12 protein-coding genes and 1 tRNA gene are annotated in these 15069 nt (G+C 59.1%); 12 read left to right on the top strand and 1 reads right to left on the bottom strand.

Features of this window, described 5'->3' with window-relative positions:
- Positions 1–429 precede the first annotated feature (429 nt).
- Both JMJ97_RS02765 and JMJ97_RS02760 read left to right on the top strand, forming a co-directional pair.
- Positions 430–2871 carry a tetratricopeptide repeat protein gene (locus JMJ97_RS02765; protein WP_260699091.1) on the top strand — a complete coding sequence of 814 codons (2442 nt, stop codon included), beginning with the start codon at positions 430–432 and terminating at the stop codon, positions 2869–2871.
- A 92-nt stretch (positions 2872–2963) separates the two neighbouring features.
- Positions 2964–3054, top strand: a tRNA-Ser gene (locus tag JMJ97_RS02760).
- 133 nt (positions 3055–3187) lie between these two features.
- On the opposite strand, the gene JMJ97_RS02755 is transcribed toward JMJ97_RS02760, so the two are convergent.
- On the bottom strand, positions 3188–4528 hold the full coding sequence (locus tag JMJ97_RS02755) for a D-alanyl-D-alanine carboxypeptidase family protein (protein ID WP_260699090.1): 1341 nt from the start codon (positions 4526–4528) through the stop codon (positions 3188–3190).
- A gap of 197 nt (positions 4529–4725) precedes the next feature.
- On the opposite strand from JMJ97_RS02755, the gene JMJ97_RS02750 reads away from it, so the two are divergent.
- The 10 genes from JMJ97_RS02750 to htpG all read left to right on the top strand — a co-directional run bounded on the left by JMJ97_RS02750 (position 4726) and on the right by htpG (position 14914).
- Positions 4726–5421, top strand: a complete 696-nt coding sequence (locus tag JMJ97_RS02750; RefSeq protein ID WP_117770430.1) for a response regulator transcription factor — start codon at positions 4726–4728, stop codon at positions 5419–5421.
- 26 nt (positions 5422–5447) lie between these two features.
- Positions 5448–6686 carry a sensor histidine kinase gene (locus JMJ97_RS02745; protein ID WP_260699089.1) on the top strand — a complete coding sequence of 413 codons (1239 nt, stop codon included), beginning with the start codon at positions 5448–5450 and terminating at the stop codon, positions 6684–6686.
- Positions 6687–6789: 103 nt separating this feature from the next.
- Positions 6790–7665 (top strand): phosphate ABC transporter ATP-binding protein PstB, encoded by an 876-nt coding sequence (pstB, locus tag JMJ97_RS02740; protein WP_260699088.1) that lies wholly within the window; start codon positions 6790–6792, stop codon positions 7663–7665.
- Positions 7666–7729: 64 nt separating this feature from the next.
- Complete coding sequence (locus tag JMJ97_RS02735; RefSeq protein WP_260699087.1) at positions 7730–8458, top strand: response regulator transcription factor; 729 nt, start codon at positions 7730–7732, stop codon at positions 8456–8458.
- Positions 8459–8461: 3 nt separating this feature from the next.
- Positions 8462–9886 (top strand): sensor histidine kinase, encoded by a 1425-nt coding sequence (locus tag JMJ97_RS02730; RefSeq protein ID WP_260699086.1) that lies wholly within the window; start codon positions 8462–8464, stop codon positions 9884–9886.
- A 196-nt stretch (positions 9887–10082) separates the two neighbouring features.
- Positions 10083–10739: a YveK family protein gene (locus tag JMJ97_RS02725; protein ID WP_006234800.1), complete on the top strand. Its 657-nt coding sequence runs from the start codon at positions 10083–10085 to the stop codon at positions 10737–10739.
- Between the two features lie 2 nt (positions 10740–10741).
- Positions 10742–11479: a CpsD/CapB family tyrosine-protein kinase gene (locus tag JMJ97_RS02720; RefSeq protein ID WP_055309657.1), complete on the top strand. Its 738-nt coding sequence runs from the start codon at positions 10742–10744 to the stop codon at positions 11477–11479.
- A 17-nt stretch (positions 11480–11496) separates the two neighbouring features.
- Complete coding sequence (locus JMJ97_RS02715; protein WP_022094060.1) at positions 11497–12147, top strand: tyrosine-protein phosphatase; 651 nt, start codon at positions 11497–11499, stop codon at positions 12145–12147.
- A 39-nt stretch (positions 12148–12186) separates the two neighbouring features.
- Complete coding sequence (locus tag JMJ97_RS02710; protein WP_225094223.1) at positions 12187–12687, top strand: GNAT family N-acetyltransferase; 501 nt, start codon at positions 12187–12189, stop codon at positions 12685–12687.
- Positions 12688–12889: 202 nt separating this feature from the next.
- Positions 12890–14914: a molecular chaperone HtpG gene (gene htpG / locus JMJ97_RS02705; protein ID WP_161115698.1), complete on the top strand. Its 2025-nt coding sequence runs from the start codon at positions 12890–12892 to the stop codon at positions 14912–14914.
- Positions 14915–15069 lie beyond the last annotated feature (155 nt).

Here is a 15069-nt window from a genome sequence, read left to right as displayed (position 1 = left end):
GAGGGTCTGACTACGAATCAGAACGTCATAGGTTCGAATCCTATACGCCGCACCATTTGAGATTAAAGCTCCCGGCAACGGGGGCTTTTCTTTTACGTAAACACTGCATGGATTCGAACCTCGGTCGAGGCGCGGGCGTGAAGAAAACGCGGAGCGTTTTAGCCCGCGGGCGAGCGCGCCGGCAGGCGGGCGAAGCCGGTGCGGATCCGCGCAGCGGATGCGCGGAATCCTATACGCCGCACCAATTGAACTTGAAGCCTCCGGCAACGGGGGCTTTTCTTTTACGTAAGCACCGCATGGATTCGAACCTCGGTCGAGGCGCGGGCGTAAAGCGGACTATTTCCTGTCGACTCGTGTAAGATTTCGAGTAGGTGTCGCGGCCCATCCGTGACCACTCCTTCTTCAAGCGACCGATCAGGGTGATACTTCGTGGCAGAGCGTCCGACATACAAGCTCAGGTTTCTCGATCCCAAGAAGCGCTTTCCGGCGATGCCCGAGCAGCCTGCGGGGCGCTCATATGGCGTGGTCTGGAAACTCTTTGGCGAGGACCCGCATGAATCATGCTATGTCGTCGAATTCGTCGGCAAAAGCCATGTGTCGCTTTTGGGCTACGTGAGCGTTTCGGGTGAGGTCTATAAGGTGGACCGTCCCGTTAACGAAGTATCGCTGCCCGACGATCCCGACATGCAGCTGATTCTTGACGAGTCCGATTCCAACATCGGTGAGATTGCAGTCAGGGGTACCGATGGGACGATGCGCTCCCGGGCGCGAGTCATCGGCTCTCCCGAAGGCCCCATGCGCGAGCAGTCCGACCACGAGACATGGAATTCGACCCGCGCCCTTCCTTACGGCGAGTTCATGGCCTCGATGTTCTTGCGCTACGTGATATTTGCCAACTCCGAAAGCGCTATTGCGAACACGGCGGGCGTCGACGGTCTCGATGCGGACATGCAAAACGTTGTCGACAAAATAAAGCTCGTAAAGTTGCCCGAGCCGGTCGAGGTGTTTTTGGGCTTTAACACGGCACCGCTACCTGACGCTATCGAGACGCTGCTCTACCGTGTCGACCATGCCGAGAATCCGAGCGGTATCGAGCGTTATGCGGCCGCCCTTATGAGCGAGGTCGACTTGCCCCGACTGCGCACCATCGCCGCCAAGTCCGAGATGAGCCTGGCTCGCATCGATCGCTCAAAGCTTTTCTATCTCAATTTTGATCGTAGCCTGCTGGACCAGGACGAGATTGACATGCTGCTTGCCATCGAGTGCCGTCTCAACCGCCTCTCTGGCATCCTCGAGCGCATCGGGGCCGGATTGGCCCCTGCGGCATCCTCGCCGAGCCTTGAGGGCTGCGCGCTCTTTGATGCGTGGCATATCGCCAAGACGACCAACGATGTTCCCCGACTGCTCGATACGGCCTCGAGCGATAACCCGTGGGGCAAACCGGGTACGGTGGCTTGCCAGCCGGGCGGTGAGTGGGATGTGCGTACCCGCTTCGCGCGTATTGTCGAGGCGCTTAACGTGGTCACACGGCTCGACTATACCTATCGGGCAAACGTTGCCGAGGGGATTATGCTCGTTCGGTTTGGGCGGTCTGTCGTTGATGCCATGCCGCAACGTGAATACGACGCTCAGGATGACGCCTGGCGCGAGCTGGACGAGGACATGCGCGCGATCTGGGCCGCGGAGCACGATGCGCGCGTGGCACTTACGCTTGCGGCAGCGTGTTTTGCCGCGGGCACCTGCATCACGCGCTGCTATGTGCAGATTGCTGCTCCCGACAGTGAGCAGGGCGAGCGCGTTGTCGCAACGTATTTCTTTGGGCGCGCGGCCTATCTGGCCGATTGCGTGCCTGTCGCCAAGGATCTTGAGAGCATGGACATGGACGATATGCCGTGCAAGCGTGTGCTTGAGGCGTATGAGTCAACCGCTCCGGAGACGATTGAGCCTGCGGAGGTTCATGCTCGTCCGCGTGATGACCATCGCACACTGCCGCCGGCGCTGCGCGATCTGCTGCTTGCCGATACGGCTGACGAGTTGGAGGTCATGGAAGAGGACGACGACCCATACGTGGCCCGTGTTGTTGAATTGCGCGAGCAGGCAAAAGTCGACCGTACAGGTGCTTTTGAAGGCTTTTCTCGTCTTGTCGAGGAGTTGGAGGCTAAGTGCGCCGTCGCCGAGCTTTTGGCGACAGGTCCGGTTCAAACGCAGTTTTGCGATAACCAGCTGGTGCGCATGGTGCTACCGGTGTTGGAAGAAGACCGCTCTGTGCGAATCCTTCGTGCGCCCGATGCACTGTACTTTGCCCAGCACGAGATCTGCAGCTTTTACGCCGAGCAAGAGGACTTTGAACGAGCACTGCCCGAGGTGCGCCATCTTTACGATCTGGCACGCTCGTCCATGCAATCGCACTTTGCGCTCATCAACGTGCTTGCGCGTCTGGAGCGCTTTGACGAGATTATCGAGGTGGCGCGCCACGGCCTACGTATTGCCAGCGATCGTTCTGCAATCGGCTACCTGTTCTATCGCTTGGCGTTTGCCTATTGGAATTGCGATCAGCTCGACCTAGCGCTGGCTTGTTACCGTCTGGTGCCGCGCGGCGAGGAATCGGGCAGTAGTGCGCTGGAAGAAATGCAGGGCCTTATGAATGAGATGGGCGTCAGCGAGCCTCCGACGTTCGAGGAGGCGGTCGAGACCATCCGCAAGGCTGGACTCGAGCTGCCGCCAGTGTCCGCCGTGACGAATCAGCTGGCAGATGCCGCTGTGCAACTGGTCGACAACGGCTTCTTTTTCCTGGCACGCGGTTGCATCTTCCAAATGTGGCGCACCATGGGCAACGACGAGCTCGGCTCCCTCAACCGCTCGCTGGGGTAGGCGAAGCCTCCAAGGAGGAAAGGATGCTAGGCAATTAGAAAATTTCCTCTTGCCCATCCTTGGCTGTTTGGTTACTATAGAACGGCTGTTACGGAGAGCTGACCGAGAGGCCGAAGGTGCTCGCCTGCTAAGCGAGTATGCCCCAAAAGGGCATCTGGGGTTCGAATCCCCAGCTCTCCGCCAGTTTAACTTTAAAGAAGGGTCCCATCGGGGGCCCTTTTTTATTATCGAGAAAGGGCGCTGGGGATTCGAACCCTCAAAAAAAGGAGGCATCCTTTCGGACACCTCCTTTCAGCGAGTGTATTGTTCTTCGATCTTACATCTCGGGCGCCTTGGCTACGGTCTCGCTCTCGGCTGTGAGCGGGCGGTTGTCGATGCGGCGGCCCAGGCGGTCGAGCTTCACAAGGAGCCATTCAATGGGATTCGGCCCTGCACCTTCCTCGTCGGCAACCAAATCCACGACGGCAATCTTGGTGCCGTCCTGCTTGAGCGTAACGCTGCCCACCTTGTCGCCCACATGCACCGTGCCCGAAAGATCGTCGTAGCTAACCTTTTCGGTCACCTCGCCGGCAAGGGAAAACACGGTCGCTTGCACCGTGGGGTCGGCGAGCGTGGCGTCGATCGTCTTATCCGTCCAGTCGGTTTGACCGATGCGCGCCATAAGCGGGTTGCCGTTGGCGGTCTTTTCCTGCGTGTTGGCGATCGCGACCGTCACCTTATGACCGTAGTACCAATTGGCAAGGGTTGCGGTATCGGTAAAGCGCTGATCGGTGGTGGTGGAGTTCAAAATAACGGTGTAGATCTCGTCGCCGTCGCGGTTGTAGGCGCTCGTAAAGCAATAGCCCGCGTCGTCGGTGGTGCCGGTCTTGCCGCCGATGTTGCCATCTTGGCCCAGCAAATAGTTATGCGTGTCCATGGAATGCGAATGGTCGGCGCCGTCGGCGCCCGTGACCTCGATCCAGGAATCCTCGCTCGCTACGACCTCGCGGATCGTGTCGTTTTTCATGGCCTCCTGCATCATCAGCGCTACGTCGTGTGCGGTTGAGTGCATATCGCCAGCCCACTCATCAAAGTCCAGACCGTGTGGGTTCTCAAAGACCGTGCCGGTGCAGCCGAGCTTCTTAGCGCGCTCGTTCATGGCCTTCACAAATGTGGCCTCGGCGTCTTTGGTCTTAGGGTCGATCTTCTTGCCCACATATTCGGCGAGCACGATGGCGGCGTCGTTGCCCGAGGGAATCATCAGGCCGCGCAGCGCCTGCTCCACGGTAAGCTCGTCGCCTTCGAGCAAGCCGGCGGTCGAATTGCCCACGGTGGCTGCGGCGTTGCTCACCGTGACCTTCTCGTCCATCTTGCAATTCTCGACGGTTAGGATTGCGGTCATGACCTTGGTGATCGAGGCAATCTTGACCTGCTCATCGGCGTCGCGGGCATAGTAGACGGTGCCGTCTTTGCCCATGACGAGGGCATTGGTCGCATCGATATCGGGCAGGTTTTCGGCCGTGATGCCGCGCGCATCGGCGGTTTTGCCGCAAACATTGTCGGTCGTGAGCACTTGGGCGCCGGCGACGGTGGGCACGCCGGCGGCAAGGGCGATAGCGCAGACAAAGCCGGCGGCAAGCTGGGCTGAGCGCTTTGCAAAAGAGGTGAGGGACTTCACGGATTTCGCTTTCGACGGGATGGTCACTTCTGGAACTAGAGTATATCGTTTGCCGGCATCGGCGATCATCGCGTGCGTGCGTGGCCCACATCCGCGCCCGAACGGGCACAAGGGTGCTTAAGGCCGACTTAATCACCCACGCTTGTTGTGTGTGACGGGCGCCCCCTCGGGCATAATGGAGCGCGAGAGGAGCACGCATGAACGAGCGCATTTTGGTAGTTGATGACGAAAAGGCCATCGCCGACTTGGTTGGTATCTACCTTACAAAAGAGGGCTTTGATGTCCAGATTGCCTATAGCGGGGCCGATGCTGCCAAGGCAATCTTGGAGCAGGAGTTCGATCTGGCGCTGCTGGATGTCATGCTGCCCGATATCGATGGCTTTGAGCTGCTGCGTACGATCCGTTCCAGCCATACCTATCCCGTGATCATGCTGACGGCGCGCGATGCCCAGCAAGACAAGATCGAGGGCCTTTCGCTTGGCGCGGACGATTACGTGGTTAAGCCGTTTCGTCCTCTGGAGCTCATCGCGCGCGTGCATGCTCAGCTTCGCCGCTACACCAGCTACGGTAGCCGCGCACAGGCGGCCGAGTCGCCGACCCTCCAGCTCGACGGCTTGGAGATCAACCGCGATGCTCGTTCCGTAACGGTGGACGGTGCACCGGTACGCCTCACACCCACCGAGTATTCAATCTTGCTGTATCTGGTCGAGCATCGCGGCAGCGTGGTGGGCGTGGAGGACCTGTTCCGCGCGGTATGGAACGAGGACTTTATGCCCGGCTCCAACAATACGGTGATGGTGCACATTCGCCACTTGCGCGAAAAGATCGGCGACGACGCACAAAAGCCGCGCTTTATCAAAAACGTCTGGGGCGTCGGCTACATCATCGAATAACGCTTTTCGCTTGTGAGGATCTTGATATGACAAAAGACGATAGGCAGGCATTCGAGGTACCCGATCGGCTCTTTGATTACGTGAGGTCGGTCGTCGACAACCGTGCGCTTGCAACGGTGCTGCTCTTTTTGCTGAGCCTGCTGCTGATTGGCATCGACAACATCGTCGGAATCTTGGCGGTGCTGCTTGTCGGCTTTTTGCTGATCGATCGATTTGAGATCGTGCGCCGCTGCATGGTGATTGGCGGCGCCGCGTGGGCCATGACGTTGGCGATTGGCGCCATGGCGCTCGGCGGCATCGAAGGGCCGGTGCTGTTCGATGCCGGCTTTGTATTCAACATGCTTGGCTTTGTGCTGGCGCTTGCCGCGTGCGTGCTGTTCTTGTGTGGCCGCGCCCTGTACTACCAGGGCTACGAACAGGGCGAGCAGCATGCCGATTGTGTGCTGGCCGCTCGTATTCAAGATCGCCTGATCGATCACCCCGACACCTGGGACAACATCGACGGCGACTTCTTGGAGGTCGAGGGCGCCCTTAACCGCGTGCGTGACCGTGAGCGCAAGGTGCAGCAAGCTCTGCGTGACGAGTCGCATCGCAAGGACGATCTGGTCACGTACTTGGCACATGACCTACGCACCCCGCTTGCCAGTGTGGTGGGCTATCTTTCGCTGCTGCAAGAGGCTCCCGAGCTGCCGGTTGAGCAACGTGCGCACTTTACGGGCGTGGCGCTCGACAAGGCGCACCGGCTCGATACGCTCATCGAAGAGTTCTTCGATATCACGCGCTTTGACTTCCACGATATCGTGCTCACGCGCGGCTATGTTGATCTGGGGTTGCTGCTGGCTCAGGTGGCTGACGAGTTCTATCCCATCCTCAACGAGCAGCATAAGGAAGCCCAAGTTGATATCCACGAGGACCTGACGGTGCTCGTGGATGGCGACAAGATGGCTCGCGTGTTCAACAACATCATGAAAAACGCCGTCGCCTATAGCTATGAGGGCTCGACTATCACGATTGAGGCCGGGCGCCAAGACGATGGCGGCGTGCGCGTTCGCTTTATCAATCAGGGCGATCCTATCCCTGCGGCTAAGCTCAAGGTGATCTTTGAGAAGTTCTATCGCCTGGATGCGGCGCGTGCGACCAATCGCGGTGGTGCCGGTCTGGGCCTTGCTATTGCCAAGGAGATCATCGCGGCACACGGCGGTACCGTTGCATGTGAATCGACGCCCGAACACACGATATTCACCATCGAGCTGCCCGCCGCATAGCCAGCGTGCCCTTACAAACACTTGACAATGCGCTCACGTGCATATGAGCCGCGATTTCTACTATCGATACTGCTGAATTGATATCGATATGGAGGTATGCGGTATGACGGCTGCTGCGGCTATGGAGCCCACGGAGCTTGAGGAACTCATGGAGGCGCAGGCCGAGGCCGCGCATGAACGCGAAGTTGGGGATGCGACTCGTCCCACGGCGGAGGACCTTGCGGCCTCGCCGACGCGCATCGATGTTGAGGGCCTCGACCTGTTCTATGGCGACCATCATGCGCTCAAGGACGTGAACATCAAAATCCGCGACAAGCAGATCACCTCGTTCATCGGGCCTTCGGGCTGCGGAAAGTCCACGCTGCTGCGCTGCTTTAACCGCATGAACGATGGCATCAAGGATTGCCGTATCGAGGGCAAGATCGCGCTCGACGGCCAGGATATCCTGGGCGATTACGACATCTGCCGCCTGCGCCAGCGCGTGGGCATGGTCTTCCAGCGCCCCAATCCGTTTCCCATGAGCATCTACGACAACGTGGCCTATGGTCCGCGCGGCATGGGCGTGCGCGATCGCGCCGTACTTGATGAGCTGGTCGAGGACTCCTTGCGCCGCGCCGCACTGTGGGACGAGGTCAAGGACAAGCTCAAGGAGTCGGGCCTGGGTCTTTCGGGCGGCCAGCAGCAGCGCCTGTGTATCGCCCGTGCGCTGGCCGTGCAGCCCGACATCCTGCTGATGGATGAGCCCACGAGCGCCCTCGATCCCGTGTCGACGCTGGTGGTTGAGCAGCTGGCCTGCGAGCTCAAGGAAACGTGCACGCTGGTGGTCGTTACGCACAACATGCAGCAGGCTGCGCGCATCTCCGACTCGGTTGCGTTTTTCTTGCTGGGCGAGCTGGTGGAGCACGCGCCCACCGCGCAGCTCTTTAAGAATCCGACCGATCCGCGTACGGCGGATTATTTGACGGGCCGTTTTGGCTGATACCGTCTAGTACAGGCGCCTTTAGGGTTAAGATGCGGTCATACCGGCCGCAAAGGGGTTCAACATGATCTACTACGTCGAGGACGATGACAACATCAGGGATTTGACGGTCTATGCTCTGCGCAAGCAGGGGATCGAGGCCGAGGGCTTTTCGTGCGATGGCGAGTTTAAAGCTGCCGTGGCGCGACGGGTGCCCGATGCTGTGCTGCTCGACATCATGCTGCCCGACACCGATGGCCTGGCGATTATGCGTCGCCTGCGCGCCGACCGCCTGACGGCGACGGTGCCCATCATGATGCTTACCGCCAAGGACACCGAGCTCGACAAGGTCATGGCGCTCGACGGCGGTGCCGACGATTACCTGACCAAGCCGTTTTCGCTCATGGAGCTCGCGAGCCGCTGTCGTGCGCTGTTGCGTCGTGGCGGCATGGTCAAGCAGGCGAGCGATGTGCTGAGCGTGGGCGATATCGTGCTTTCGCCTAGCCACCGCGAGGTAACCGTTGCCGGCGAGCCGCTCAAACTCACCCTGCGCGAGTTCGACCTGCTTGAGTATCTCATGCGCAAGCCCGGCGTGGTCTTTACCCGCGAGTCGTTGCTGCAGAGCGTATGGGGCTGGGACTTCGACGGCGGTTCGCGCACTGTCGACGTTCACGTGCAGACGCTTCGTCAAAAACTGGGCGAGCATGCCAGCGCCATCGAGACCGTGCGCGGCGTGGGCTACCGCCTGGCCGAGCCTTCGGCCGGTGATGGTGCCGAAGGTGACGATGCCGCGGCCGCCGCATCAGAGGAGTAACCCGTGGTCTTTGCCCCCCAGGGAAAACGCACGTTGTCGCACCGCGTTTTTGCGACGATCTTTGTCTGCGCCATGGCGGTTATCGTGGCGTTTACGGTGCTGGGTGCGTTCTTTGTGCAAAACACCTTGGCGGATGCCACGAGTGCCAATCTGGCGCAGGAAACCGAGCTCATTGCTGCCGCCCTCGACGAGCAGCAGGAGCCCATCCCGTTCTTGCGTAGCCTCGATCGCGAGGACTTGCGCATCACGCTGATTAACAAGGATGGATCGGTTGCCTACGACAACGAGGCGTCGCCTGCCATGCTGCCCAACCATGGCGATCGCCCCGAGGTCGTCGAGGCCTTCGAGAGCGGCTCGGGCTCCGCGGAGCGCTCGAGCTCTACGCTCGATGAGATCATGCTGTACCGCGCCGTCCGGCTCGATAACGGTCAAGTTGTCCGCCTAGCGCAAGCTCAACCTGGCGTTGCGGCGATTTTGCTGTCGATGGTGGCGCCGATGCTGCTTATTGCGGCAGCAGGTGCGGTGCTCTCGTTTTTCCTGGCACGCCGTGAATCCCGTGCCATTATCGCGCCGCTGCAAGAGGTGGATCTGGACCACCCGCGCCGTAGCTATGAGCATGCCTATGCCGAGATGGTTCCCATGCTCGAGCGCATTGAGTCGCAGCGCCAAGAGCTCAAGCGCCAGATGGCGGTGCTGGCGGACAACGACCGTATGCGCCGCGAGTTCACGGCCAATATCACCCACGAACTCAAGACGCCGCTTACGGCGATTTCGGGCTATGCCGAGCTCATCGCGAACGGCATGGTCGAGGGCGAGGACGACCTGCGCAACTTTGGCGGTCGCATCTATCGCGAGGCGGGCCGCTTGGCAGCGCTTGTCAACGACATCCTTACGCTGTCTAACTTGGACGAGGCCGAGCGTGCAACTGAGGGCGAGGCGGTGCCCATTGGGTCCACGGAGCCCATTGAGCTCTCTCGTGCCATCTTGACGGTGGAGCAGCGTCTTGAACAGGTCGCCCGTCAGGCGAATGTGACGATAAGTCATGAGACCAAGCCCGTGGTCATCGAAGGCGTGTCGCGCTTGATCGACGAGCTCATCTATAATCTGGCAAGCAACGCCATCCGCTACAACCGACCCGGCGGTACGGTTACGCTGCAGTGCGGTACCGACGACGAGGGCCATCCGTTTCTCGCGGTCGCCGACACGGGAATCGGCATCGCACCCGAAGAGCAGGGCAAGGTGTTTGAGCGGTTCTATCGCGTGGACAAGAGTAGGTCCAAGGCACGTGGCGGAACTGGCTTGGGGCTTGCCATTGTCAAGCATGCCGCCCTGTATCATCACGCAACGCTCGATCTGTCGAGCGAATTGGGCGTGGGAACCACCATCACGGTGACGTTTCCCGTGCAGCAGGACGAGCCGTTTGCGTAGCGGCAACGATATGGATATTGACGTGAACGCCGCACCTGTCTTTCGGGTGCGGCGTTGTTGTGCAATTTTACGGACGCTTCCGGCATTTTTACCGTAGAGGCTGTTTCTTATGTATAGAGTTTGGTCTCGGTAAAAAGATGCGATAACATACGGACAGTTTTGTCAATACGAACTGGGGAACTGAAAGGCAAGCTGCATGACCCTTCTCGAATTGTTCCAGCTGCTGAAAAAGCACCTTAAGCTGGTCATCACCCTTCCGGTGGTTTGCGCGATCGCCATGGGCATCGTGTCCTTCGCTGCGATGGATAACACCTACACCGCCACGACGAGCATGTACATTCTCGCCAAGACCGACGATAGCGGTCAGATGAGCTACAACGACCTCTCGGCGAGCCAGATGCTCTCCAACGATATCGCCACGCTGCTCGATAGCGATAGCGTTAAGAGCGGTGCTGCCAACGAGCTGGGCCTTTCCGATTTGGATGACTACAAGGTCTCTGTTTCCTCCGAGACGACCACGCGCGTTATTACGCTTTCGGTCACCGGCACCGATGCCAAGGAGACGGCTGAGGTCGCTAAGGCCATGGCCAGCTCGGTGAGTACGGTTGCCCAGAACGTCGGCGCTGCCCAGAGCATCAACGTTATCGACGAGGCCAAGACCCCCGAGGTCCCCAGCGGTCCCAAGCGCATGCTGTACGTTGCCGTCGCGTTCCTCGCGGGCATCTTTATCGCAGTTGCCTATGTCGTCTTGGCAGACATGCTCAACACCCGCATCCGCGGTGCCGAAGAGGCAGAAGAGCTCCTGGGTATTCCCGTTGTTGGCCGAATTCCGGCTATGAAAGGTGGTAAATAGGCATGGCTAAGGCAAAGAACACCGATAAGCTCGTTGTACAGAATGCCGCCAAGACCCTTCTGGCCAACATCCGCTTTGCGAGCGTGGACGACCCCATTCGCACCATCACCGTTACCTCCTCGATTCCCAACGAGGGTAAGTCTACGGTTTCCATCAACCTTGCCCAGGCTATCGCCACCAGCGGCAAGAGCGTCCTGCTGGTCGAGGCTGATATGCGTCGCAGGTCCCTTTCCGATATGCTCGGCGTTCGTTCGCGCGGCGGACTCTATGCGGTTCTTTCCGAGCAGATTTCCATTGACCAGGCAATTGTCGAGACGGGTCAGAAGAACTTCTACTTCCTTGATGCCGAGCCGCATATTCCCAATCCTGCCGACATCATCGTCTCTCACCGCTTTGCCAAGCTGGTAAAGGCACTGTCTGCTAAGTTCCAGTACGTCATCTTCGACGCTCCCCCGGTCGGCACCTTCATCGATGCTGCCGAGATTGCCAGCCTGACCGACGGCACGCTGTTCGTGGTGCGCGAGGACTTCACCAAGCGCGAGGAGGCGCTCAACGCCATCGGTCAGCTTAAGAAGTCCGAGAAGGTCAAGCTCATCGGTACCGTTATGAACTACTGCGAGACCGAGACCAGCGAGTACTACTACTCCTACTACACCAAGGACGGTAAGAAGGTTAAGAAGGGCTCCGACGATCAGGGGACTTCCAAAAAGGGCATCTTCACCAACCGAGCAAACGTTTAGTTGATTAAGGCTGACCTATGCGTGACATTCATTGCCATATCTTGCCGGGTGTAGACGACGGCGCCGCCGATCTCGATGAGAGCTTGGCGATGCTCGAGGCTGCCAAGCGGGCCGGTGTAACCAGAATCGTTTGCACTCCTCACTGCCGTGATCCCTATTTTGATTACGACAAGATGTGGGATGCCTTTGAGCTGCTGCGTGATAACGCTGACGGTTTTCCGCTCCAGATGGGCTTCGAGGTCAACCATCGAAAGCTCGTTGAGCTTGGTATCGATGCCGCGGAGCACTTGCATTTCGATGGGACCAACGAGTTTCTGCTCGAACTTTCGACGCATGCCGATGCGTATGCGTTTAGAGAGTACGAGAACACGATTTACGATTTGCAGTGCCGTGGCTACCAGGTGATCATCGCTCATCCTGAGCGCTATCGTGCGGTTCAAAAGGATGTAAGCGTGGCGGAGCGTCTGGTCGATATGGGCTGCAAGCTGCAGGCTTCGGCGGACTTTATTGCCGGCGGTCGCTTTGGTCGCGAGAAAAAGCCGGCACAGCGCCTGTTCGATCAGAACCTGTACAGCTTCATCGCGAGCGATGCCCATAACGTGGGTCATTACGACTGCCTGGCGAAGGCTCGCGCGAAGTTTAGCGTACGCGGAGCTCATTTTCGCTAAAATCTGTCCCTAACGTTCGCATTGAATGAAAGGGCAGCCATGGATATCCAACTTAAGACGGGATGCTTTGATGACGCGGCGTTGGTGCGCCGCGTCGTTTTTATGGACGAGCAGGGCTACGAGAATGAGTTCGACGCTATCGACGAGGATCCAAACTGCATTCATGTGACGCTCTATGTAGACGGCGAGCTTGCCGGTTGCTCGCGCGTGTTTCCCGAAGAGCTTGAGCGCGTGGCTGACGCAGAGGCCCCGGTGTTGCCGGCATGCGACATGGACGAAGGCGTTGCGGCGGGGGAGACCTACATTATGGGGCGCGTCGCCGTGCTGCCGGCTATGCGTCGTCGCGGACTGGCGAGTGCGATCGTGGAGACCAGTGCTTCGTGTGCACGCGATGCCGGCGCTAAGCTTATTAAGCTGCATGCGCAGGAATACGTGTTGCCGCTCTATGCAAAGGCGGGCTACACGCAAATTGCCCCGGTAGATTACGAAGACGAGGGCCAGCCCCATGTCTGGATGGCCAAGCGCGTAGATGGCAGATAGGGACGTTTCTTTTCTGCCGGCAGCTGGGGACACTCCTTGGCAATTGACGCATTGGAGCGCTCGGACATACAGTTTTTCGATTCCGTATGTATATATGCGCGCTATTGGGTTATAAAATCTAAGTCTGAATATAGCAGGTCTGCGATGCGGCTCGGGCAACCGGGCCGTTTTTGCGGACGGGGGTAGCGCGAAAGGACTGCACATGCGTCAATTTAAGACCGAGAGCAAAAAACTGCTCGACCTCATGATCAACTCCATCTACACCAATAAGGAAATCTTCCTGCGCGAGCTTATCTCTAACGCGAGCGACGCCGTCGACAAGCTCAACTTTAAGAGCCTGCAGGATCCGAGCGTCAAGATCAACCAGGGCGATCTGGCCATTCGCGTCTCCTTTGATAAAGACGCCCGCACCATTACCATCTCGGATAACGGCATTGGCATGACCGCCGAGGAGCTCGAGCGCAATCTGGGCACCATCGCCCATTCCGGCTCCGAGGAGTTTAAGACCGAGAACGCCGAGCAGCAGGGCTCCGATGTCGACATCATCGGCCAGTTTGGCGTGGGCTTCTACTCTGCCTTTATGGTTGCCAGCCATGTGAAGGTCGTCAGCCGCGCCTATGGCGAGGATGTCGCCCATGTGTGGGAATCCGACGGTCTTGAGGGCTACACCATCGAGGACGGTGAGCGCGCCGAGCACGGTACCGATGTCATCCTGACGCTGCGCGAGAACGAGAAGCTCGATGCCGACGGCGAGGCCGAGACCTACGATCGCTTCCTGACCGAGTGGGGTCTCAAGAGCCTGATTCAGCAGTACAGCAACTATGTGCGCTACCCGATTCAGATGATGGTGTCCAAGAGCCGCCAGAAACCCAAGCCCGAGGACGCCGGCGACGATTACAAGCCCGAGTACGAGGACTACCAGGAGCTCGAGACCGTCAATTCCATGACACCGATCTGGAAGAAGCGCAGCTCCGATGTCGAGCAGAAGGACTACGACGAGTTCTACAAGTCCACGTTCCACGACTTTGACGATCCTGCGCGCACCATCAGCTTCCATGCCGAGGGCACGCTCGAGTACGATGCCCTGCTGTTTGTGCCGGGCCGCGCGCCGTTCGATCTGTACAGCAAGGATTACGAGAAGGGTCTGGCACTCTACAGCTCCAACGTCCTGATCATGGAGAAGTGCGACGACCTGCTGCCCGACTACTACAACTTTGTCCGCGGCGTCGTGGATTCCGCCGATGTGTCGCTCAACATCTCGCGTGAGACGCTGCAGCAGAACCGTCAGCTCAAGGCCATCGCCAAGCGTGTGGAAAAGAAGATCACCGCCGACCTTGAGGATATGCGTGACAACGACCGCGAGGCCTACGAGAAGTTCTTTGAGAACTTTGGCCGCGGTCTTAAGTACGGCATCTACTCGAGCTATGGCATGAAGGCCGATGAGCTCGCCGATCTGTTGCTGTTCTGGTCTGCCAAGGAACAGAAGATGATTACCCTGGCCGAGTATGCCAAGGGCATGCCCGAGGATCAGAAGGCCATCTACTACGCCGCCGGCGACTCGCGTGAGCGCTTGGCCAAGATGCCCGTGGTAAAGGGCGTGCTCGACCGCGGCTATGACGTGCTGCTGCTGACGCAGGACGTGGATGAGTTCACCTTCCAGGCTATGCGTGAGTACGTTGCCGCCGATATGCCCAAGATCTACGAGGACGATGCCGCCCGCGAGGCTGCCGAGAAGGCCGTGGCCGATGGTGCCGAGCCCGAGGTTGAGGATCGTCACCTGGAGCTCAAGAACGTCGCAACCGGTGATCTTGACCTGGCGACCGAGGACGAGAAAAAGGAGGCCGAGGACGCCACCAAGGAGAACGAGGACCTCTTTAACGCCATGAAGGAGGCACTCGGCGACAAGGTCGAGAAGGTTGCCGTCTCTGCGCGCCTGACCGATGCTCCCGCGTGCATCACCACCGAGGGCCCGCTTTCGCTCGAGATGGAGAAGGTGCTCCAGAAGGGTCCCGAGGGCGCGCCCGACGGTATGCCCAAGAGCCAGCGCGTGCTCGAGCTCAACGCCAAGCACCCGGTCTTTTCCAAGCTCGTCGCCGCTCAGAAGGCGGGCGACGCCGACAAGATCAAGCAGTACTCCGGTTTGCTCTATGACCAGGCCCTGCTGGTCGAGGGCATTCTGCCCGAGGACCCCGTTGCCTTCGCAGCAGCTGTTTGCAACTTGATGTAGTTAGGTATTTACGCGGTTTTACCAAACCGCGTAACGGCTCGACGCTGCCCTCAGGTCCGCCGTTCTAACGAACGGCGGACCAGTCGACGCTGCGCGGGCGCCAGAGCGACAACTTGTCATTCAAAGAGGACGGCATGACCAGAAGGTCTATGCCG

Origin of the sequence: Collinsella aerofaciens (assembly GCF_025289055.1) — a bacterium.
Classification (GTDB): domain Bacteria; phylum Actinomycetota; class Coriobacteriia; order Coriobacteriales; family Coriobacteriaceae; genus Collinsella.
This window is presented reverse-complemented; position numbering and strand designations above follow the sequence as displayed.

What these genes read in the sequence shown, in the direction of transcription:
- JMJ97_RS02750 (WP_117770430.1), top strand. Translation starts at nt 4,726, where the DNA reads ATGAACGAGCGCATTTTGGTAGTTGATGACGAAAAGGCCATCGCCGAC.
- JMJ97_RS02710 (WP_225094223.1), top strand. Translation starts at nt 12,187, where the DNA reads ATGGATATCCAACTTAAGACGGGATGCTTTGATGACGCGGCGTTGGTG.
- JMJ97_RS02715 (WP_022094060.1), top strand. Translation starts at nt 11,497, where the DNA reads ATGCGTGACATTCATTGCCATATCTTGCCGGGTGTAGACGACGGCGCC.
- htpG (WP_161115698.1), top strand. Translation starts at nt 12,890, where the DNA reads ATGCGTCAATTTAAGACCGAGAGCAAAAAACTGCTCGACCTCATGATC.
- JMJ97_RS02725 (WP_006234800.1), top strand. Translation starts at nt 10,083, where the DNA reads ATGACCCTTCTCGAATTGTTCCAGCTGCTGAAAAAGCACCTTAAGCTG.
- JMJ97_RS02745 (WP_260699089.1), top strand. Translation starts at nt 5,448, where the DNA reads ATGACAAAAGACGATAGGCAGGCATTCGAGGTACCCGATCGGCTCTTT.
- pstB (WP_260699088.1), top strand. Translation starts at nt 6,790, where the DNA reads ATGACGGCTGCTGCGGCTATGGAGCCCACGGAGCTTGAGGAACTCATG.
- JMJ97_RS02735 (WP_260699087.1), top strand. Translation starts at nt 7,730, where the DNA reads ATGATCTACTACGTCGAGGACGATGACAACATCAGGGATTTGACGGTC.
- JMJ97_RS02720 (WP_055309657.1), top strand. Translation starts at nt 10,742, where the DNA reads ATGGCTAAGGCAAAGAACACCGATAAGCTCGTTGTACAGAATGCCGCC.